Source organism: Paenibacillus sp. FSL k6-2145 (assembly GCF_037976585.1).
Classification (GTDB): Bacteria; Bacillota; Bacilli; order Paenibacillales; family Paenibacillaceae; genus Paenibacillus.
In genome coordinates, this window is sequence record NZ_CP150267.1 from 3,845,293 (window position 1) to 3,863,328 (window position 18,036).

Annotated in this window: 24 protein-coding genes and 2 pseudogenes; all 26 read left to right on the forward strand. The window is 37.5% G+C overall.

Translation table 11 applies throughout. The features are described 5' to 3' along the window. Positions 1–349: 349 nt before the first annotated feature. Positions 350–955 carry an oxidoreductase gene (locus NZ043_RS16960; protein ID WP_091033334.1) on the forward strand — a complete coding sequence of 202 codons (606 nt, stop codon included), beginning with the start codon at positions 350–352 and terminating at the stop codon, positions 953–955. Between the two features lie 221 nt (positions 956–1,176). Continuing rightward, positions 1,177–1,593, forward strand: a complete 417-nt coding sequence (locus NZ043_RS16965) for a hypothetical protein (RefSeq protein WP_091033331.1) — start codon at positions 1,177–1,179, stop codon at positions 1,591–1,593. A gap of 37 nt (positions 1,594–1,630) precedes the next feature. After that, a complete protein-coding gene (locus NZ043_RS16970) occupies positions 1,631–2,317 on the forward strand; it encodes a hypothetical protein (protein ID WP_091033329.1) in 687 nt (228 codons plus the stop codon). Between the two features lie 112 nt (positions 2,318–2,429). Then, on the forward strand, positions 2,430–2,738 hold the full coding sequence (locus NZ043_RS16975) for a hypothetical protein (protein WP_091033326.1): 309 nt from the start codon (positions 2,430–2,432) through the stop codon (positions 2,736–2,738). Between the two features lie 26 nt (positions 2,739–2,764). After that, on the forward strand, positions 2,765–2,995 hold the full coding sequence (locus tag NZ043_RS16980; RefSeq protein ID WP_339308949.1) for a hypothetical protein: 231 nt from the start codon (positions 2,765–2,767) through the stop codon (positions 2,993–2,995). 1,005 nt (positions 2,996–4,000) lie between these two features. Next, positions 4,001–4,381, forward strand: a complete 381-nt coding sequence (locus NZ043_RS16985; RefSeq protein WP_176872735.1) for a hypothetical protein — start codon at positions 4,001–4,003, stop codon at positions 4,379–4,381. Next, positions 4,365–4,850 (forward strand): hypothetical protein, encoded by a 486-nt coding sequence (locus NZ043_RS16990; protein ID WP_091033320.1) that lies wholly within the window; start codon positions 4,365–4,367, stop codon positions 4,848–4,850. Before NZ043_RS16985 ends, NZ043_RS16990 begins: the two co-directional genes overlap by 17 nt. A gap of 47 nt (positions 4,851–4,897) precedes the next feature. Beyond that, positions 4,898–5,353 (forward strand): hypothetical protein, encoded by a 456-nt coding sequence (locus NZ043_RS16995; protein WP_076209375.1) that lies wholly within the window; start codon positions 4,898–4,900, stop codon positions 5,351–5,353. 115 nt (positions 5,354–5,468) lie between these two features. After that, positions 5,469–5,843: a hypothetical protein gene (locus tag NZ043_RS17000; protein ID WP_091033318.1), complete on the forward strand. Its 375-nt coding sequence runs from the start codon at positions 5,469–5,471 to the stop codon at positions 5,841–5,843. Between the two features lie 111 nt (positions 5,844–5,954). After that, a complete protein-coding gene (locus NZ043_RS17005) occupies positions 5,955–7,532 on the forward strand; it encodes a serine hydrolase domain-containing protein (RefSeq protein ID WP_133383989.1) in 1,578 nt (525 codons plus the stop codon). A gap of 354 nt (positions 7,533–7,886) precedes the next feature. Continuing rightward, complete coding sequence (locus tag NZ043_RS17010; RefSeq protein WP_165980127.1) at positions 7,887–8,051, forward strand: hypothetical protein; 165 nt, start codon at positions 7,887–7,889, stop codon at positions 8,049–8,051. 336 nt (positions 8,052–8,387) lie between these two features. Continuing rightward, complete coding sequence (locus tag NZ043_RS17015) at positions 8,388–8,519, forward strand: hypothetical protein (RefSeq protein WP_256332359.1); 132 nt, start codon at positions 8,388–8,390, stop codon at positions 8,517–8,519. Next, positions 8,470–8,700, forward strand: coding sequence for a tyrosine-type recombinase/integrase (locus tag NZ043_RS17020; RefSeq protein ID WP_240767951.1), 231 nt, complete (start codon positions 8,470–8,472; stop codon positions 8,698–8,700). The genes NZ043_RS17015 and NZ043_RS17020 overlap by 50 nt, the downstream gene beginning before the upstream one ends. Before the next feature lie 110 nt (positions 8,701–8,810). Next, complete coding sequence (locus NZ043_RS17025; protein WP_091033314.1) at positions 8,811–9,005, forward strand: tyrosine-type recombinase/integrase; 195 nt, start codon at positions 8,811–8,813, stop codon at positions 9,003–9,005. 215 nt (positions 9,006–9,220) lie between these two features. Further along, a pseudogene (locus tag NZ043_RS17030) lies at positions 9,221–9,682 on the forward strand (NUDIX hydrolase); the annotation flags it as partial. Between the two features lie 42 nt (positions 9,683–9,724). Then, a pseudogene (locus tag NZ043_RS17035) lies at positions 9,725–10,243 on the forward strand (nucleoside-triphosphatase); the annotation flags it as partial. Between the two features lie 93 nt (positions 10,244–10,336). Next, on the forward strand, positions 10,337–10,534 hold the full coding sequence (locus NZ043_RS17040; RefSeq protein WP_091033309.1) for a hypothetical protein: 198 nt from the start codon (positions 10,337–10,339) through the stop codon (positions 10,532–10,534). Then, positions 10,509–11,015 carry a diadenosine tetraphosphate hydrolase gene (locus tag NZ043_RS17045; protein WP_091033306.1) on the forward strand — a complete coding sequence of 169 codons (507 nt, stop codon included), beginning with the start codon at positions 10,509–10,511 and terminating at the stop codon, positions 11,013–11,015. The genes NZ043_RS17040 and NZ043_RS17045 overlap by 26 nt, the downstream gene beginning before the upstream one ends. A gap of 194 nt (positions 11,016–11,209) precedes the next feature. Further along, on the forward strand, positions 11,210–11,827 hold the full coding sequence (gene yqeK, locus NZ043_RS17050) for a bis(5'-nucleosyl)-tetraphosphatase (symmetrical) YqeK (protein ID WP_091033303.1): 618 nt from the start codon (positions 11,210–11,212) through the stop codon (positions 11,825–11,827). 1 nt (position 11,828) lies between these two features. Continuing rightward, on the forward strand, positions 11,829–12,008 hold the full coding sequence (locus NZ043_RS17055; RefSeq protein WP_133383990.1) for a hypothetical protein: 180 nt from the start codon (positions 11,829–11,831) through the stop codon (positions 12,006–12,008). 40 nt (positions 12,009–12,048) lie between these two features. Then, positions 12,049–12,552 carry an NUDIX domain-containing protein gene (locus NZ043_RS17060; protein ID WP_091033301.1) on the forward strand — a complete coding sequence of 168 codons (504 nt, stop codon included), beginning with the start codon at positions 12,049–12,051 and terminating at the stop codon, positions 12,550–12,552. Between the two features lie 208 nt (positions 12,553–12,760). Continuing rightward, the gene (locus NZ043_RS17065; protein ID WP_091033298.1) at positions 12,761–13,156 is read left to right on the forward strand and encodes a contact-dependent growth inhibition system immunity protein; all 396 of its coding nucleotides are present in this window, start codon (positions 12,761–12,763) and stop codon (positions 13,154–13,156) included. Between the two features lie 160 nt (positions 13,157–13,316). Continuing rightward, positions 13,317–13,718, forward strand: coding sequence for a DUF4279 domain-containing protein (locus NZ043_RS17070; protein ID WP_091033295.1), 402 nt, complete (start codon positions 13,317–13,319; stop codon positions 13,716–13,718). 208 nt (positions 13,719–13,926) lie between these two features. Beyond that, positions 13,927–15,732, forward strand: a complete 1,806-nt coding sequence (locus tag NZ043_RS17075) for a serine hydrolase (RefSeq protein WP_133383991.1) — start codon at positions 13,927–13,929, stop codon at positions 15,730–15,732. Between the two features lie 502 nt (positions 15,733–16,234). Further along, entirely contained in the window at positions 16,235–16,999 is a 765-nt protein-coding gene (locus NZ043_RS17080; protein ID WP_133385904.1) for a DeoR/GlpR family DNA-binding transcription regulator, read from the forward strand. 63 nt (positions 17,000–17,062) lie between these two features. Then, positions 17,063–17,449 carry an NIPSNAP family protein gene (locus NZ043_RS17085; RefSeq protein ID WP_091033289.1) on the forward strand — a complete coding sequence of 129 codons (387 nt, stop codon included), beginning with the start codon at positions 17,063–17,065 and terminating at the stop codon, positions 17,447–17,449. Positions 17,450–18,036 lie beyond the last annotated feature (587 nt).

Below are 18,036 nucleotides of genomic sequence, written 5' to 3' on the forward strand. Positions count from 1 at the left end.
ACGTTCTACCTTTTAAAAAGTTGATATGTTCCAAAAGCACTGGAAGGTCGTCGGATTCCCTATGGGATGAAGAAGGACCTTTTTGTTTTATTATTACTATAATGTAGGGCTCACTGCATATTCGCACTCTGTACAACTCTGCTTATATTCAGCGTATTCAAAGCCTATTGGATCGATTAGATAAGGGGTTGAGAAAACTAATAAATCTCCCTTATTCGCCAATTTCCTTTCGCAATTGTAACAATATGGGTTATCATATACTTAGTTCAGGTACTAGTAGATGGAATTTGTTGTATGTGAGAAATACAAAAAAATTAATCATTGTATGGAAAGATTACGAGGTGATTTAATGAGAAAAAATATTGCAATAATCATACTAATGGTTGGATTGATAATAAGTATGTGCTTCAACTATCAATTCAAAGCGTACAAAGACAATCAAGAAGTTGATTACACCGTAAAAATGAATCATGGAACTGAAATTGGTATAAAAGAATCCATCTACAATTTAGATAATGTGATAAAAAGTTTAGAGGACGGCTCTTCCAAGGAAACAGTCATACATGCCTTAGGAAATGTGGCGGTATCTTTGAAAGTTGGTGAAGAATCATTCGTCTTTCTGAATTCCGACTTCAAGGAAGATCAATTATCATCAACTAATTTAATCTACAATGTGTTTAGAGATATGTATACGTATATAAGTGTAGAAATCACAGACGACATTTTATCGAATAAGATATCGCTAGAAAAAGAATCCAGAAATCAACTAATTAAGGATATAGGAGTGCTTAAACAAGATTTGGAGTATATCGATAGTCAATTTAACGAGGATATTCTGAAAGAACAAAGTCCTAAGTGGATTGAAAATAAATGGAAAGAGTTAATTGGAGAGATTGTAAATCGAAATACGGAATATAAGTTATATGAAAGAATGAAAACGAAATACAATCTATAAGTGTTTTGTGGAAGACAATTGACATCTAAATAACAACATATCTACGCTACGTTGCCTCCACTTCTTTGTATACCGAGGGTTTCGAAGAAGTGGAGGTAGCAGGTAACCCTGAACTACCTTATTGAATTGCGACAAGTCGCTGCACTCTTTAAGGTAGTGAGGGTTAGTAGATATAAGAACACTTTATGAAATTCTCGATAAAACTTTTTTGGGGAGAACTGATGAAACCATTACAAATTATCAAAATGCCTCCATACTTTAAGATTCTAAATTGTAATATCACCGAGGTTCTAGATGGATTACTAATAGAAGATAATTCTATTTTATTTTTAGACATTTACCATGAAGAAGATCTCGATACCTACTTATCTAAAAATAAAGTATTAAAGTTAGATAATGTGATACAAATAATCGATAACTCAAATAAGATGAGTTTTATACCATATATCAAATCCAAGAAAGATTTATTAGATCAATATAGGTATCAAGACTGGGACTTTTCTTGTATTGTCTTTGATAAAAATTTAAAGTGTCTTTTCTACATAAGAGGGATAGAGGACGCAGGAGAGAATGGAATTAGAATAAAAGAAATGGAGCCAAATTTATATAATAAATATTTTTTTAATTATCAAGAATAGAAAGTAACTCTTAAGTAGATGAGTAAGGAGGGACATTATGAAGCTTTTTCGTGGAAAAGAAGCCTTAATTCAAGGTACTGATCATATAAAACCTTCAATATATACGCCTCTAGGAACAATTGAACTTTCTCTTGCTGTCTCCAGCGAATGTTATCTTCCTACTCACTGTGCTCAGCTCAAACATGGCGGCACACTATACCAGTATTACTACGACTCGTTTGATTGCGAGTTATTGCTCTGTAATCTGAACCATAATCTTTCTTCACCTCAGGAAGTAGACGAATGCTGGGGGGCCGTATTTAGAATCAAACCCAATGCATATCATCAGATAAGCACGTGTAGCTTTTCTGCTTCGTGGAAAGAGGGATACAGCTGGGAAGATCACGGAGCTGACACGGGAGAAAATCTTGAAGCTGTAGAATATGAGAATGAACAATACCGTCTACACATAGGAACTCAAGAAAAACCACTGATAATGCGAAAAAGAAACCAAGGTGATATGATTCCTGAATTTCTTGTTTTAAACTCTGATTTTGAGAAGTATAGTTCTGTCTTACATTCTGATCAAGGTGTTGAAGTACCTATGATACAGATGGATTCCCGCGAGATATGCCAAGTACATTTTTTGATAGCGTGGAAGAGAAAAATAGAAGGGGATATTTCTACTTGGTTAGCTGTAGACCAGCCCACCAAAGAAATCTTAAAGGAAGAAGATATTTGGTAAACGATAAACGAAAATAGTATATAAAGAACAAGAGACACATCCTTGATCAAGTAGTGGGAGAAGTATATATAGGATCTTTTTGGTACGTCTAAGGTAGAAGGAGAGAATGTAAATGAACAACATAAACTCTCATAATTGCAACCTAAATATAAGGTATGACCTGCCTGATGAGGTATGGGATAAAGTTTCTAAAGTATATGAGCGTATGCCAGGGTGGATTGGTTATAAAAGTGGAATTCCATATTGGTTTGGAACTGAAGAGGATGATGTTTTCATTGAAGCATCCGTTGAGCCTAGTGGATTATCATTTTATGCACAGATGAATAGCGATGTATGGATGTCTTGGATAGAGACATTTAAGTTGGAAGCGACAAAAGTGTTGGGTTTTGATGTTGGTGAACCTGAAGATGGATATGTGTGATGAAAGAAGGAGGATAAAAAGAAAAAGTGATAAATTCTATTAGCATTGATGAACGGAATGGGACCACATTTAATGAAGAGATAGTTATGAACCCTACATGGGCAGACAGTTTACGTTTTTTGAGAAAACTCGATGGAGATAAATTTACATTAGTTTTTTTTGAGGTATCAGACACAGGTTCAGCATTAGTTGGAGGCGGACCGGAATATTTTGTAGTGTCTATTACAATTGATGAACATATATATATACGCTTATGAACGATAAGCAGGGAAATAGTGAATTTTCTCTAGTTATTGGTGGTCAGTTGGGAAATTATTGCGATAACATTTGTATAGAATTAATACCCATGCTTGAAGTACTAAAGTATTTTTATGAAACTGGTAAACTACACGAATCACATCAATGGAAGCAAGAATAATAATTACTGGTCAGTTAGGGTTCTCGGGCTCGTAAACACTAAATGTTATGTGCAATTGTATTAAAAGAGTTGGAGTAGGAGAGTTCAGTGGTGAAGAGGAAATTCAAAAGTCATTTTTTTTATATTGTTCTACTGTCAGTTCCATTTGTAGTATTAGAGATTTTACTTTTATTAAAATATCCTAACACCGGGTTAGGCAGGATTATAAGCTTGCCCATGACCTTTTTGGTGAATGGTATGATTATTCTTATCTTATCCAGTTTAGTTTATTATTTGCTTAAATACACCAGATTTAGAATTGTTGAGCGAGTTATTCTAGGATTAACGATATGTTTAACTCTTATCGTAACAGTATGGTTGTATCCGCAGGATTCATCCAATCATATTTCAAAAACTATAGTAGAAGATATCAAGAGTTTATGGAGTAAATGAGGAATTTAATTGTGGAACAGACAAAATCAATTTACTAAGATATTGGATGTGACTGTATGAATCATGAACTATTCAATAAAATTAATGGATATTTAGAAGGGGTAAGTAGTTTAATTACTCACTTCGGAGGATGCTATGGGCACGAATATCAGTTTATAAAAATTGATTCGCCATTAGAACGAGCAATAGAACTTCATAATACTAATAGTAATTTAAATGGAAAGATAAGTTTGATTGGGAACAGATTTATTTTTCGTTAGGTGATGAAGTATTTATCTTAGATCTATATCAGTGGGGTTAACGGACAACCTTACAAATCTCAGTCTGTCGAATCATTCCCGTTGGTATTTAGTGAACGTTACAGGAAATTAACAAGTCAAAAAATTAAAATAAGGATAACTTGCGAGGCATTATGAAATTAATAAAATTAAAGGGCAGTAAAACTGAAGAAGTTATAAGAAGAGAATTAGTAGGATCGCATGAGTCATTATTTAATGATGAAATAAGATCAGGATTGCTTTCAGTTATTAAGAGGTTTTTCCCAAAAATGAAGACTGCCTATATCTTATTTTGGACACCTGAACAAGGGGAAGACATTTTTTCGTTGCTGATTAATAACGATACAATTGCAAAGGTAGAAATCGATCGTTACGACTCCAATGTTGAACCTATAATTGAAAGCAAACAACTAGACAATAACTATTTAAAAGGACTTAGGAAATATTCACGGATTAGATTAGCGATTGCACTTGAACTTGCAAATAGGGATCTTAAAAATGAAGAAAAAAATTAAAGGAGTTTCCGAATTGAAGAATCAAAAGCGTTTAATGATTTTACTATTTCTTTTAACAATACTCGCCCTAAGTGGATGTATTTCATACAGTGTGAAGACAGATAAAATTGTTGAGGACGGGTTGATAATAAACTCAAGTTCATTTGGACTGGGAGAGAGCGAAGAAGATGCAGGTATTACAGTTGTAACATACAATTTCACTCTTCGAAATAGAACCAATAAATCAATAATGTTAGAAACAGTTGAACCGATCTTGAGTAAGGATATTCAGGAGCGATTAATTGATAGGAATATTAAATTGGACATAAATATGAAAATTGATGGTAATAGCTCGGAAGAACTGACAGGTACTTTTAAATTAGATACTAAAGGGCTTGATAAAGAAGGGATAATCAAGTTAAACATTAATGTTAAAGAATTTAATATAGCATTTGAACAAGTCATAGGAATGAATGAAGTAAATAACTAATTTGAGATGACTTTAAGAAAATATATCTAACAACGAGGTGTATTCTTATGGAAAGAAAAAAAGATGATAACAATCAGATGGGTGTAATTCCAGAGCACCATAGCCCTGTTCGACATATGCTTAATGAAGCAAATGGACTACCGAGCAATCAATTTATAGACAGTTTTAAGAAAGCTCAGGATACTCCAGATGCATATGTAATTATGGAAGGTGATGATGGAGGACAAATCTACTTGTCTTGCCCTATGAAACTAGTAAATTGCAGTGAGGAGACATTACATACTCTATTAAAAGATTTAGATACCATTGCATGGGACTGTAATGAGGGAGAAGGCCAAGGACTATTTTACGAAAAACTCTTTCCTGGTGATGGGATTAGTGGAGGTATGGGGGGAGGAGATGTTGAGGAAGGACTATGGATTCATGAAGAATTTATAGATTTACAATTATATGATGAAATTCATGAAGTCATATTAGGCAATAAAGAAAGAATAACAAAGTAATAGAATTAATGAATCTTAAGGGCCTTCAACATCGGATAACAAAGTGTTAATGTTGTGGATTGGCAAACTGTTGAAATACTTCATACGGTGTTAAGCAAAATATGTGAGGTGAGTTATGGGCGTAAGAAAAAAATATAAACGTAAAATCGTTCGATCCAATCGATTATTTTATTGGTATGTTGAACCGGATATTGACGATGAAGGGATAATCAAATTACATATCGTTTCTGAGGATAAGAAGTTAATCGTCACTTATGAAGTGGGACAACACAGTATTAAGAACAAGCCCCCATATATAGTCATCATCGGAGAAGAATTCGAAGGCTGGACAACAGAATATATAGGATACAGAAGAGTAGTAACACCGCAATGGAGCGATGAGATCATCACGCCAAAATGGATAGGTGAAATTATTGATTGGTGCCTCTTGAAAGATAAAGAAATAAACATCGTTAATTGGAAAGGCGAAATTCTCCGACATCTCTCCTAAATGGAGTGTAATTGCATTGGAGAAATAACTTAGATTCGTGTGGACTCTTTTGAAAACGCATACTCGAAAACAAGAGATGTAATTAACATTTAATATAAAAGGAGAGAAGCTATGCAGATGAATTGTAGACATCACACGGTAAACAAAGTAATCGCTTGTGTTCTGTCATTCATAATTATCATTATGGCAATAGCGGTACCTGCCCACGCTGAAGAGAAACAGGTTGAGACTACACCATCCAGGATTCCTTTATCCAAGTTAGAGGAAACGATTGATGCTTATGTTGCCTCGTATGAGAAGTATACCGCTGCCGTTTCGGTTGTAGCTATCAAAGACGGTGAAGCCATTGTGAATAAGGCATATGGTTACGCAGATATTGAGAATCAGCGAAATGCGGATACCTCTACGGTTTTTGAATGGGCTTCCATCTCTAAACTGTTGGTCTATACGAGTGTGATGCAGCTTGTCGAACAAGGAAAGCTTGATTTGGATACGGATATCCAAGAATATCTGCCAGAGGGATTTTTCAAAAAGCTGAAATACGATGATCCAATTACCCTAATGAACCTGATGCATCACAATGCGGGTTGGGAAGATCAAACAGTGACGGAAGTGTATTATTACGCCGAGAATGAAAATGTTGATTTAGGAGAAACGCTGCGTAAAAATGAGCCGAAACAGATATATAAACCGAATAGCATAGTGGGTTATTCGAACTATGGCGTTGGTCTAGCCGGTTACATCGTGGAAAAGATAAGTGGCCAACCTTTTTATGAGTATGTCAATCAACATATATTTAAACCGCTTCATATGAACGACACTACGATTCATCCAACGGGGCAAGATCGTCCAGACGTAGTACATAGAAGGAATGAGATTGAAGGGTATACAAAAGAGTTGAAACTGATCCCTGAGAACAGAGTATACGTTACGTTTTATCCGACAGGGGCAGCCATCGGGACAGCAGAAGATTTAGGCAAATTTCTTGCAGCGCTGATGCCAGTAGATGATAGTAATGTATTATTTAAGAACAGGGATACGTTAGACGAAATGTTGTCGACAAGTCTATATTATGACGGGACTTCTACTCCGCGATTTGCTCATGGATTCGTTGAGATAGAATATTGGGTGCCTACACTGATGCACGAGGGGAATCTGAAAGGGTTCTCAAGTAAAGTTGTCTTTGATCCCGCATCTAAATTTGGGATGGTCGTCATGACAAACCAGTCTTTTGAGGAAATTTATTATTATGGACTTATTAAAGAAATTTTCGGTGATAACGTCAATTCTAATATAATTACTTCGGAGGGAGGAGGATATTTTCAATCCGCACGGCGGCCAGCCGCTAGATTTACCGATTTATTCAGGCAGCTTGATATAACCAAATTTTCAAAAGCTGAGTTAAGTAGTCTTTATAATGTGGTCGAGCATAATGGCGTTGTTGAGAAAATTTCCTTCACTCCTTACATGGATTACTTGCCTGTATCGAAATGGAAGGTGAACTTGATTGTAATATCTTTTATTCCTGTCATACTAGCCATCCTTTTCAGTTTGACTGCTTTGCTCGTATATTTTATCCGGATGCTATTTTACAAACTAAATAAACGAGGAAATCCTCGGATAGATTTTAATAAATATCATCTTGCAATTAATGTTGTCCAGGTGCGGTACTTCCTCTTAACCTTTTAATCATACACACGAGACTTCCAAGTTATCCCGCTTATTCTTCGTTACGCATCAATTTAGGGTTTAACTTACTTTATGTAGTTCTGGCAGTGACGTATCTTGGCTTCCTTATTTACAAACTGCGGAAGAACAGTTACAGCAAAAAGCAAAAGGTCATGTACATCATGTCTGGCATCTCGGCTTTCATCTTAGCTGCTTTTATTGTGGGATGGAATTTGTATGTTTAGAACGTTACAAGCTAAATGGGTAACTTAAACATTGTTGATAAATGCCATGGTTAGACTTCGTAATGCCGATCTCAGGGTAAGAGATGTCAAAGGCGAGCTATTCATAGATCAGAGATAAGGTGGGCACAGAATGGAAGCTAAAATGCTGTTTGGCGTTGGCTTAGTCTTCGATACACCCGAATTCGGAACCATCGTTATGGGGGCCAATGAAGAGTTGGATGAACTACTTCCTTCAACAATCAAAGAGATGATCGGTGACCAGATTAAAAACGGATGGGGAAGAGCAAGTATTTGAAGTTGTTTCTACTCAAATTAACCATTCTATAGCTGGCAAGAAGAATATCAGTATATGTTTAGGAAAAGGGATCTCCCCAAACAAAATACCAGCTGGTTCAATCGTCTACTGTTATCCATCAGGACAAATTGATCAGTAGTGTATGCTTTGGTGAAGTTACATGGAGTAGAGGTTTGCTATTGAACTTGCTATGCTCATCTCTACTTTTACAACATCATAAATGTTCCGAAAGATTGGAAGGTCATCTGATTCCCTATTTGGGATGTAGAGATCCTTCCTTTTTTATTTTTCAAAATTGCGGAGAAAGACGTAGACTCGAACAAAGGAGAGTTTCCTATGAACGATGATACTACAACCGAAGAGACGATCACCATAACAGTATATTCTTCCCAAGAAGCAGACCAAGCTTCCACAAGTATTGTCCGAAAAGGAAGTTACTCGATTACTCAAATCCGTAACCAACCCTAAACATAAGGCTGTATTGTCTCTGACCTATTCTTCCGGGCTTCGTGTAGTTGAAGTTGTGCGTCTGCGTTGCAGCGATCTGGATATTGAAAGGAAAACACTCGTCGTGAGAGAGGGGAGGGGCAAAAGGATCGGAGGACGCTTCTTTCAAGCCTCGCCTGGGATATGGTGCAGAAATACATAGCTGAATATAGACTCAATCGTTGCCTCTTTCCGGGGCAATCTTCTGATCGACATCTTACCGAGCGGAGCGTGTAGAAGGTTTTTGAAGAAGCCAGACAACGCGCAGGAATTATGAAAAAGGTAAGTATTCATGCGCTGAGGCATTCCTTTGCCACTCATTTGCTGGAAAACGGGACAGACCTGCGCTACATTCAGGAGTTACTTGGTCATACGAGTGCACGTACAACTCAGCGATATACGCATGTTAGTACGAAAAATATCCAGCGTATTCAAAGCCAGTTGGATCGGATGGATTTGGGAGATTGAGTACTATGCTACCCGTCCCTTTTTTTAAGGAATTTTTCTTCGCAAATGTAACAATATGGGTTATCATATACGTAGTTCAGCTAATGGACAGGATGTGTGGTATTCACGAAGTACATAAATTAGATGTTATGTGAAATCAGCGCAAACCCTAAATGTTAAACTTCTTTTTTTGATATCGAACAGAATACAAAATACTTGATCGGTGGTGTTTGACAATGCAAGAACAGTCAAAACATTTAGTTGCTGTATCTGCATTTGTTCAGAATAAGATGGGGCATGTATTGATGGTTCGAACACATTTACGAGCTGATACTTGGGAATTGCCGGGAGGATTTGTTGATGCTGGGGAGTCATTAGAACTAGCGGTGTGTCGTGAATTCCTTGAAGAAACCGGAGTTGTCATCCGCCCCATCGGAGTGTCCGGCGTCTACTATAATGAAAGACTTCACGTATTGTCTGTGGTTTTTAATGCGGACTATGTGAGCGGTGAAATAACAATTCAACCCGAAGAGATACTAGATGCGAAGTTTTTACACTTGGATGAAACTACAATGGATGAATACATTAAACGGCCTCATTTAAAATCTCGCATTTTAGATACCCTACGTGTGCCACGCTCTGTCCCCTATGAGACGTGGAATTTGAATCCACCTGACTATAAGTTGTTGTCAAGAATAGACGGGGAACAGCAGAGCTCTAAAAGAGTATTTTTGCTCACGGGAAAGCCAAGAGCAGGGAAATCAACTTTGATAAAAAAACTTATAAATGAGATTGGATCAGAAACTTGGGGTGGATTTTACACTGAGGAAATAACTAATTCAATTAATGAGCGAATTGGTTTCAGATGCGTATCCGTTGATGGAGAGAGTGTGGAAATTGCGCATGTAGAGAGTCCCAGTCAAACTCGAATTGGAAGATACGGAATCGATATAGAAAAATTCGAAGAATTTGCTTTAAGAGTATTACAAGAGGCCATGACATTTAAAAAGATTGTTGTAATTGATGAAATTGGATTCATGCAGAATTTATCCTTATCTTTCCAAAGAAAAGTACAAGAAATCATTTATGATAATCGAATTGTTTTAGGGACAGTTCCGCTAGATAGTCATCCGGGAATTGACAAAATCAAATATAACAAGGAAGTACAGCTAGTAAGTATTAATGAATCTACACGTGATATGATAACAGAATTATTAGTGAAGGATATTTTGAAAGCTTTAGATTCAAATACATTGTAAGGATCTCGAAGAAGGTGCTGACATCCTATAACAACATATTCACGCATCTGGCATTCGCCCTTGGTCCGGCACGAAGTTAGATGAGGATTCGGAGTGGCATTTCAGTTTTCGAGGAAGCAGATTCAGCCGGACACATCCGCACCGACTAACCGCATCGCGGCCGCTCCCGTTGGTCGCTTAAGTCGGTGGGACGTCGTGAATACAATAACGTTAGATGAAATTACGATGCAAGTTCTTATCAAAATCAAAAACTATGAGGTGCATAATGCCAAGACTAATTACATTAGCTGATGGAAGATCAGTAGAAGTTGAATGTGTAAGCTGCGCATTGACAAGTGGTTTGATTTCTTCAACAGGTGGAGTAATTTTTGAATCAAGCAACTTTCATGTCCATCAAGATATTGCTTACCCAATTAAAGGGTTAGTTATATTAGCTTCAAAGAGGCATTTTTACTGCATGGATGAATTAACAGATGAAGAGCGATTAGAATTTATTTCGTTAATCCATAAGCTCAGAAGTGAACAAAGAAAACGATTGGGAATTGATAAGGTCTATTATTTTTATAATGAAGATACAACACATCACTTTCATTTATGGATGGTTCCTAGATATGAATGGATGTACCAATTTGGAAATTCAGTAGAATCATTAAGACCGGCATTATTACATGCAAGGAATAATATGAATGACGATGAGAATATGAAGAGTGTAGAAGAAGGGGTTAGCATGCTAAGAGAGGGCATGAGGGATTTTGTGAGTAGCTCAAGGTAACCTCATCTAACACTGTTTTCACGCATCGGGCTGACGCCCTCGGTCTGGCAGAGGAGTAATCGGGGAAGTGGATGAAACCAGACAACCCTGCGAGGCTAAGTCTTCGATCCGGCTCCCGTTGGTCGCCTTAAGCCTCTCGGGTTCGTGAACACAAGAACGTTAGCCGAAATTAATGCAAAGGGGAACCCAAAAACATGAACACCATACTTGAACAGTGTGTGCCAAACTTTAAATTAACGAATGATCTAAAGTATGATATCCAGAAGTTTTTCACAATACATAATGATAAAGAAACATTGGAACATACATTGAAAGTCGCAGCTGAAGCAAGACGAGTTGCTCAATTATATAATGCAGATCCATTGAAAGCGGAGCAAGTAGGACTTCTTCATGACATAAGTAATGTCATTCCAGTCAAAGAAATGTTACATGTTGCAGAAGTGCTTTCAATAGAAATCTTGCCGGAAGAGAGAACTTATGCCCGAATCGTACATCAAAAGCTATCAAAAGCAATGGCTATTGAAATATTTAAAATTGATGATCAAGAAATGTTAAGTGCAATAGAGTGTCATACAACTATGAAGCCACATTCCTCTTTATTGGATAAAGTCTTATTTATTTCTGATAAGATCTCATGGGAACTTCCAGGAGGCCATCAATATTTGAAGGACATACGAACAAAAGTGGATGAACACAAATTAACAGAAGGAATACTAATCTATTTAAATAACATATGGGAACAAAGAGACAAATTGAAATTAGTCCATCCGTGGTTAATCAAAGCAAGAGAAGAACTTTTGAAGCAATTCTAAGATGGCATTAACATCTGCTAACATCATATCCACGCTTCGGACCTGGTGGCTCCTCGGTCCGCGAGAAGCAATTGGCAGAGGGGGAGATTCAGCGGACACATCCGCACCGACTAACCGCATCGCGGCCGCTCCCGTTGGTCGCTTAAGTCGGTGGGACGTCGTGGATACAGTAACGTTATGAGAAAGTGATGTAGACATTGTATGGAGGGAGATTATTCTAGATGATTCGAAATACAGTAAGAGCATTGATTATCAAGAATGACAATCTTCTATTAATAAAGAAAAGGAGAGCAAATATAGGTATTTATTATGTACTGCCTGGAGGAGCTCAAGAAGAGAACGAAACATTGGAACAGGCTTTAAGTCGCGAGTGTATGGAAGAACTGGGTATTGAAATATTGAGTAGTAGGTTAGTTTGTGTAAGAGAATACATGTCGCGCAATCATGAATACTCCTTCATAATGAAGGAAGTTCATTCTATTGATTTTATTTATGAGTGCAGTACTCAATTCCTAAATAATGAATTAAGAAGCCTACAAGCTGATGTTGGACAGGTTGGGATTGAATGGTTACCCATTAATGAAATTAAGAGGACAGTGTATAGGCTAGAAGAATCTTTAGAACATTATAAATTTCCTGGAACAACCAATGAATTCTTTAAAGAATATTTTTCGGATCAAGTAATAAAACCATATTCTAGCGTAATATTTGAAAGTAGTCTATAGAAGACATCACCATCTCATAACACCATATTCACGCATCGGACATTTTCCCTCGGTCGCCAGGAGGGATTTCGGGGAAGCTGAATCAGGCGGACAACTCTGTACTGGCTAAGTCCGTCTGATCCGCGCTTACGCGCTTAAGCCAGTGAGGGTTCGTGAATACACAACGTATGTGAAATGCCGGAAATCACTTATTTAAGAGGGGGAAGCTATGCAGCAAGTGGATGTAACCAAAACCCTTGAAGACCTAGAAGACGAAAAGTGGGATAAACCGAATTTTGCTTCTCGATTAGTTCTCCGAGCAAATGAATTAAGAAAGAAACCTCTCTGTGAATTGAATAATGAGGATTTAAGGCTTTTGATCGGGCAACAAATGAGTCTAGATCTTCTTTTACCTCTAGTCTTGGAGAAATTAGTGGAGATCCCATTAAGATCAGGAGATTTGTACATGGGGGATTTATTTTGTTCGGTGCTCAAGGTAGGGAAAAAATATTGGGAAGAACATAGAGAACTGAAGAACGAATTAGATGAAGTAATTAGAACATATGAAGAGGCGAGAAAGACATTAGAAGAGTACATAAATAAATACAGAAGTGATCCTATTTAAGGGTATTCAAGGAGGCTAAGTACTTTAGTTAACATTATATTCATGCATCGGTCATACGCCCTTGGTCCGACAGTTGCCGGCCACCCAGCATAAGCTGGGTAGTGAATACAGAATCGTTAGGTGAAAACCTGCTAGACATATAAATTGAGGAGATTCCAAGATGGAAAGAACGAATGTAAAAGTAGAATTCAGTTTATTTGGAGATCAATTTGACCTCAATATAATTACAAATACATTGTTAATTCCTCCCACAAGAGCTTGGCTCAAAGGTGATCCTATACAGAGAGATCTATTTCGTAAGGAAACGTGTTGGGAGCTAGCTACAGAGTACGAAGAATCTTTGGATATCAATGATCAGATCGATAAGGTTAAAATTCTAATTCAGGATCGAAAAGATCAAGTTGTAAAATTAATTAGGCAGTACAATCTCGAATGTAAGTTTGAAGTCGTAATTAATATAGAGAATAATGAAAAGCCAGCAATGTATTTAAACAAAGATACCATAAAGTTCATTTATGATTTAGGGGCGGAAATTGATATTGACTTATACATTTATAGCTAAGAATTGATGATAGAAGACTGAAGAAGAGCAGGACAGCGCCTAACATAATATTCACGCTGCGGGCAGTCGCCTGACACCTAGCAAACGCTGGGTTGTGAATATAGTAAACGAGAAAGTTGAATGATTTAGATTCATGTGGACTCTTTTGAAAACGCATACGTGAAAAAAGAGTATGTAATTAACATTTAAAATAAAAGGAGAGAAGCTAATGCAGATGAATCGTGGATATCACACTGTAAACAAATTAATCGCTTGTGTTTTGTCATTCATATTTATCATTATGGCAATAGCGGTATCTGCCCACGCTGAAGAGAAACAGGTTGAGACTACACCATCTAGGATTCCTTTATCCAAGTTAGAGGAAACGATTGATGCTTATGTTGCATCGTATGAGAAGTATACCGCTGCCGTTTCGGTTGTAGCTATCAAAGATGGTGAAACCATTGTGAATAAGGCATATGGTTACGCAGATATTGAGAATCAGCGAAAGGCGGATACCTCTACGGTTTTTGAATGGGCTTCCATCTCTAAACTGTTGGTTTATACGAGTGTGATGCAGCTTGTCGAACAAGGCAAGCTTGATTTGGAGACGGATATCCAAGAATATCTGCCAGAGGGATTTTTCAAAAAGTTGAAATATGATGATCCAATTACCCTAATGAACCTGATGCATCACAATGCCGGTTGGGAAGATCAAACAGCGGCTGAGGTGTTATATTACTCTGAGAATGAAACGTTAGAATTAGGAGAAACGCTGCGTAAAAATGAGCCGAAACAGATATATAAACCCAATAATATAGTAGGTTATTCAAACTATGGCGTTGGTTTAGCCGCGTACATCGTGGAATTACAAAGTGGCCAACCTTTTTATGAGTATGTCAATCAACATATATTTAAACCGCTTCATATGAATGACACCTCGATTCATCCAACGGGGCAAGACCATCCAGACCTAGTACAAAGAAGGAATGAGATTGAAGGGTATACGAAAGATTTGAAACTGATCCCTGAGAACAGAGGATACGTAACCTTTTATCCTGCCGGGGCAGCGATTGGGACAGCAGAAGATTTAGGGAAATTCCTTGCAGCGTTGATGCCAGTAGATGATAGCAATGTATTATTTAAGAACAGGGATACGTTAAACGAAATGTTGTCAACAAGTCTATATTATGAAGGTACTTCTACTCCGCGATTTGCGCATGGGTTCGTTGAGATGGAATACTGGGTGCCTACACTGATGCACGAAGGGAATTTGAAAGCATTCTCCAGCAAAGTTGTCTTTGATCCCGAATCTAAATTTGGGGTGGTGGTCATGACAAATCAGTCTTTTGAAGAAGTTTATGGTTATGGACTTATTAAAGAAATTTTCGGTGATAACGTCAATTCTAATATAGTTACTGCGGAGGGGGGAGGATATTTTCAATCCGCACGACGGGCAGCATCTAGATTTACTAATTTATTTACGGCCCTTGATATCAGGAAATTCACAAAAGCTGAATTAAGTAGTTCTTATCATGTTGTCGAGCATAATGGGGTTGTTGATAAAATTTCCTTTACTCCTTACATTGATTACTTGCCTGTATCAAATGTAAAGGTAAACTTGATTAAGATATCTCTTATTCCTGCTGTGCTTGCCGCCATTTTCAGTTTATGTGCTTTGATCGGCTATTTAATCCGGGTGCTTCTTAACAAACTAAATAAACGAGTGAATCCTCAGACCGATTTTGATAAATATCATCTTGCAATTAACTTTGCAGGTGTGGCACTCCTTCTTAATCTTTTCATCATACAGACGAAGTTGAGGTTTCCAAATTATCCTGCTTATTCTTCGATACGCATCAATTTAATGTTTAACCTACTATATGTGGTTCTAGCAGTGGCGTATCTTTGCTTGCTTATCTACAAACTGCGGAAGAACAGTTACAGCAAAAAACAAAAGGTGATGTACATCATGTCTGGCATCTCGGCTTTCATCTTGGCTTCTTTTATTGTGGGATGGAATTTGTATGTTTAGAGAGGTAAACGAGAATATAGATGTTTCAAGTACTACAAAGGCTCGCGGATGACTCCTATATATCACTGATATTAAGTGGGGTTAATTTAAAAGGAGTAAAGGCAGCAGTTCCTTATGTGGGACTGCTGCCTTTGTGTTAGTATGCCCTTTGGCAACTTGTGCCTCGGCATATTGAAGGGGGATATGAAAGAAATGGAATCATTTAATGAGATTAAACTTGATCAAGATTTAGTGCCTCTTATATTGCGTTATATGCAGTCCACTAAATCTATACTAGTAGAACAATTGAGTCATTTAGAAATAATATGTATACAATAGCCGTTTTTAGTTCTTTCCGAACTCGATTTAATCGTAATAAGAAAAACGCGAGAAACGGCAAAAAAGAGGCTTATAATTAGTGTAAAACTTTACAAAACGGCATATTAATGAATATAATTGAATAAATACAGGAATGAATATGAATATTCAGGAGGTGCGATACGTGATCAAGGAAGACACGGGAATGTTCGCTGAAGAGCGACGGGAAAGAATCCTTTCATTATTAAATGAGGAAAAACGTGTAATGGTCAAAGACTTGGCGGAAAAGTTCCAGGTTTCCATTGATTCAATCAGGCGAGATCTCTCCATTATGGAGGATCACGGATTACTCAAAAAAACCCACGGTGGCGCAATTCCATCCATAAAGGTTCGACAAGCTCCAACTCGACCAGAAATACGATATGGAGAAGGGACCTTACAAGGCAATGCAATTGCTAAACTTGCTGTATCGTATATTCGAGAAAATGATACTGTCTTTATTGGTAGCGGATCTTTATCATATGTATTATTACAGTATCTACCTGATCAACTACCTCTTACAATCGTCACGAACAGCATGCGGGTAGCTGATACTTTAAGGGAACGACAGTGGATAGAAACCTACCTGATCGGTGGTCGGGTAAAACCATCTGGAAATATTACAGATGTACTAGCGACAGAGTTTATCCGCCTATTTAAGTTTGATATCAGCTTCATCACAGGAGGCGGGATTTCGGATGAAGGGATTTTTGTGGCCTCCCCTGAAGTAGGAGCGTTCGGTCGGGCAGTATCTGCCGCTTCTCGACGCCGTATTGGAATTGTCACACATCGTACTCTTGGCAGCGATGGGTTTGCGAAGGCTGGCAGAATTGAAGATCTAGACCTTTTAATCACAGATGAGAATGCAGACCCAGAAGCAATTGAAAAAATTAAAGAACTTGGGATTAAGGTTATCGTGGTCCCGGCATAGGGATAATTACTGCTTAAGTTAAAGCAGATTGATTTTTAGACTCTAGAAGGGGATGTGGGAATATTGTTTTATAGAAGAAAATTTTACATTGTAAGAAATGAATTTGTTGATATTTTCAATGCACATTTTGAAGAAACTAATTTGCCAAATCAAATTAAGCATGGGGCTAGACTAGTAGGAAGGTGGATGGTTCCAGGTAATGAATCGACTACTGAAATATTCGCTATCTGGGAGTACGACAGTTATGAAGAGTACAAAAAAGTAGAAAAAATTGTTAGAAGTGACAGTGAGCACAAAAAGCGAATAAATAAGTGGTATGAAGAAAATGGTGGTAGAGAAAACGTTTATAAACAGTTTATTCTTGAAGTTAGAAATGAGCAGATACTTTCTACTTTAATAAAGAATGAAATAACTACTAATAATGAAGTACAATTTTGGTTAAAGAACTGAGTTTTTCTTTTGCTTGCTAATAACCGAGCATCTATGCTGTTAAAGTACCCGCTGTTCTCCTGCGCCGTGGACACCTCATCTTTCGTAGATCAATTATTCGTTCCTTAATTGATGTGTCCACTTCTTTTCTAGCTTACAACCATTTTTTAAACATATTCAGTATCATAATAAGTACACCTTACCGAAAAAGTTGCAAAGTCTGCATGGATTACTTCGCACCGGTAAATATACCTTCAGAAAGTCATGCAGGAAAGCGACAAGCGATAGGAGCAGGTTGTTGAGCGTTGAATCAATGTGCGAGAATTCGCTTTCCGGGTTAGCGCGGAAGATGCCAAGCTGTATTTTGGCCCGTGCTTAAGGCACACCATGCTACGTAAGCGTCGCGATATTACTTCCCGGCATCCTTATGACGGGACTCAAAATATTACTCAACAAGTGTCATGAAAAGGGACTTCTGTTGCTCATCTTGGGGTTCATTCTGGGCGTGTATCGGTTCAGAGGACAGAATCTAATCTTCACCCTCGTGCTGGTTGTAACCTTAAAAGAAAACATTAGTTCATAAACTAAGAAGGCATAAACGTAGACAA

What these genes read in the sequence shown, in the direction of transcription:
- NZ043_RS16960 (WP_091033334.1), top strand. Translation starts at nt 350, where the DNA reads ATGAGAAAAAATATTGCAATAATCATACTAATGGTTGGATTGATAATA.
- NZ043_RS16965 (WP_091033331.1), top strand. Translation starts at nt 1,177, where the DNA reads ATGAAACCATTACAAATTATCAAAATGCCTCCATACTTTAAGATTCTA.
- NZ043_RS16970 (WP_091033329.1), top strand. Translation starts at nt 1,631, where the DNA reads ATGAAGCTTTTTCGTGGAAAAGAAGCCTTAATTCAAGGTACTGATCAT.
- NZ043_RS16975 (WP_091033326.1), top strand. Translation starts at nt 2,430, where the DNA reads ATGAACAACATAAACTCTCATAATTGCAACCTAAATATAAGGTATGAC.
- NZ043_RS16985 (WP_176872735.1), top strand. Translation starts at nt 4,001, where the DNA reads ATGAAATTAATAAAATTAAAGGGCAGTAAAACTGAAGAAGTTATAAGA.
- NZ043_RS16990 (WP_091033320.1), top strand. Translation starts at nt 4,365, where the DNA reads ATGAAGAAAAAAATTAAAGGAGTTTCCGAATTGAAGAATCAAAAGCGT.
- NZ043_RS16995 (WP_076209375.1), top strand. Translation starts at nt 4,898, where the DNA reads ATGGAAAGAAAAAAAGATGATAACAATCAGATGGGTGTAATTCCAGAG.
- NZ043_RS17000 (WP_091033318.1), top strand. Translation starts at nt 5,469, where the DNA reads ATGGGCGTAAGAAAAAAATATAAACGTAAAATCGTTCGATCCAATCGA.
- NZ043_RS17005 (WP_133383989.1), top strand. Translation starts at nt 5,955, where the DNA reads ATGCAGATGAATTGTAGACATCACACGGTAAACAAAGTAATCGCTTGT.
- NZ043_RS17010 (WP_165980127.1), top strand. Translation starts at nt 7,887, where the DNA reads ATGGAAGCTAAAATGCTGTTTGGCGTTGGCTTAGTCTTCGATACACCC.
- NZ043_RS17015 (WP_256332359.1), top strand. Translation starts at nt 8,388, where the DNA reads ATGAACGATGATACTACAACCGAAGAGACGATCACCATAACAGTATAT.
- NZ043_RS17025 (WP_091033314.1), top strand. Translation starts at nt 8,811, where the DNA reads ATGAAAAAGGTAAGTATTCATGCGCTGAGGCATTCCTTTGCCACTCAT.
- NZ043_RS17045 (WP_091033306.1), top strand. Translation starts at nt 10,509, where the DNA reads ATGCCAAGACTAATTACATTAGCTGATGGAAGATCAGTAGAAGTTGAA.
- yqeK (WP_091033303.1), top strand. Translation starts at nt 11,210, where the DNA reads ATGAACACCATACTTGAACAGTGTGTGCCAAACTTTAAATTAACGAAT.
- NZ043_RS17055 (WP_133383990.1), top strand. Translation starts at nt 11,829, where the DNA reads ATGGCATTAACATCTGCTAACATCATATCCACGCTTCGGACCTGGTGG.
- NZ043_RS17060 (WP_091033301.1), top strand. Translation starts at nt 12,049, where the DNA reads ATGATTCGAAATACAGTAAGAGCATTGATTATCAAGAATGACAATCTT.
- NZ043_RS17065 (WP_091033298.1), top strand. Translation starts at nt 12,761, where the DNA reads ATGCAGCAAGTGGATGTAACCAAAACCCTTGAAGACCTAGAAGACGAA.
- NZ043_RS17070 (WP_091033295.1), top strand. Translation starts at nt 13,317, where the DNA reads ATGGAAAGAACGAATGTAAAAGTAGAATTCAGTTTATTTGGAGATCAA.
- NZ043_RS17075 (WP_133383991.1), top strand. Translation starts at nt 13,927, where the DNA reads ATGCAGATGAATCGTGGATATCACACTGTAAACAAATTAATCGCTTGT.
- NZ043_RS17080 (WP_133385904.1), top strand. Translation starts at nt 16,235, where the DNA reads ATGTTCGCTGAAGAGCGACGGGAAAGAATCCTTTCATTATTAAATGAG.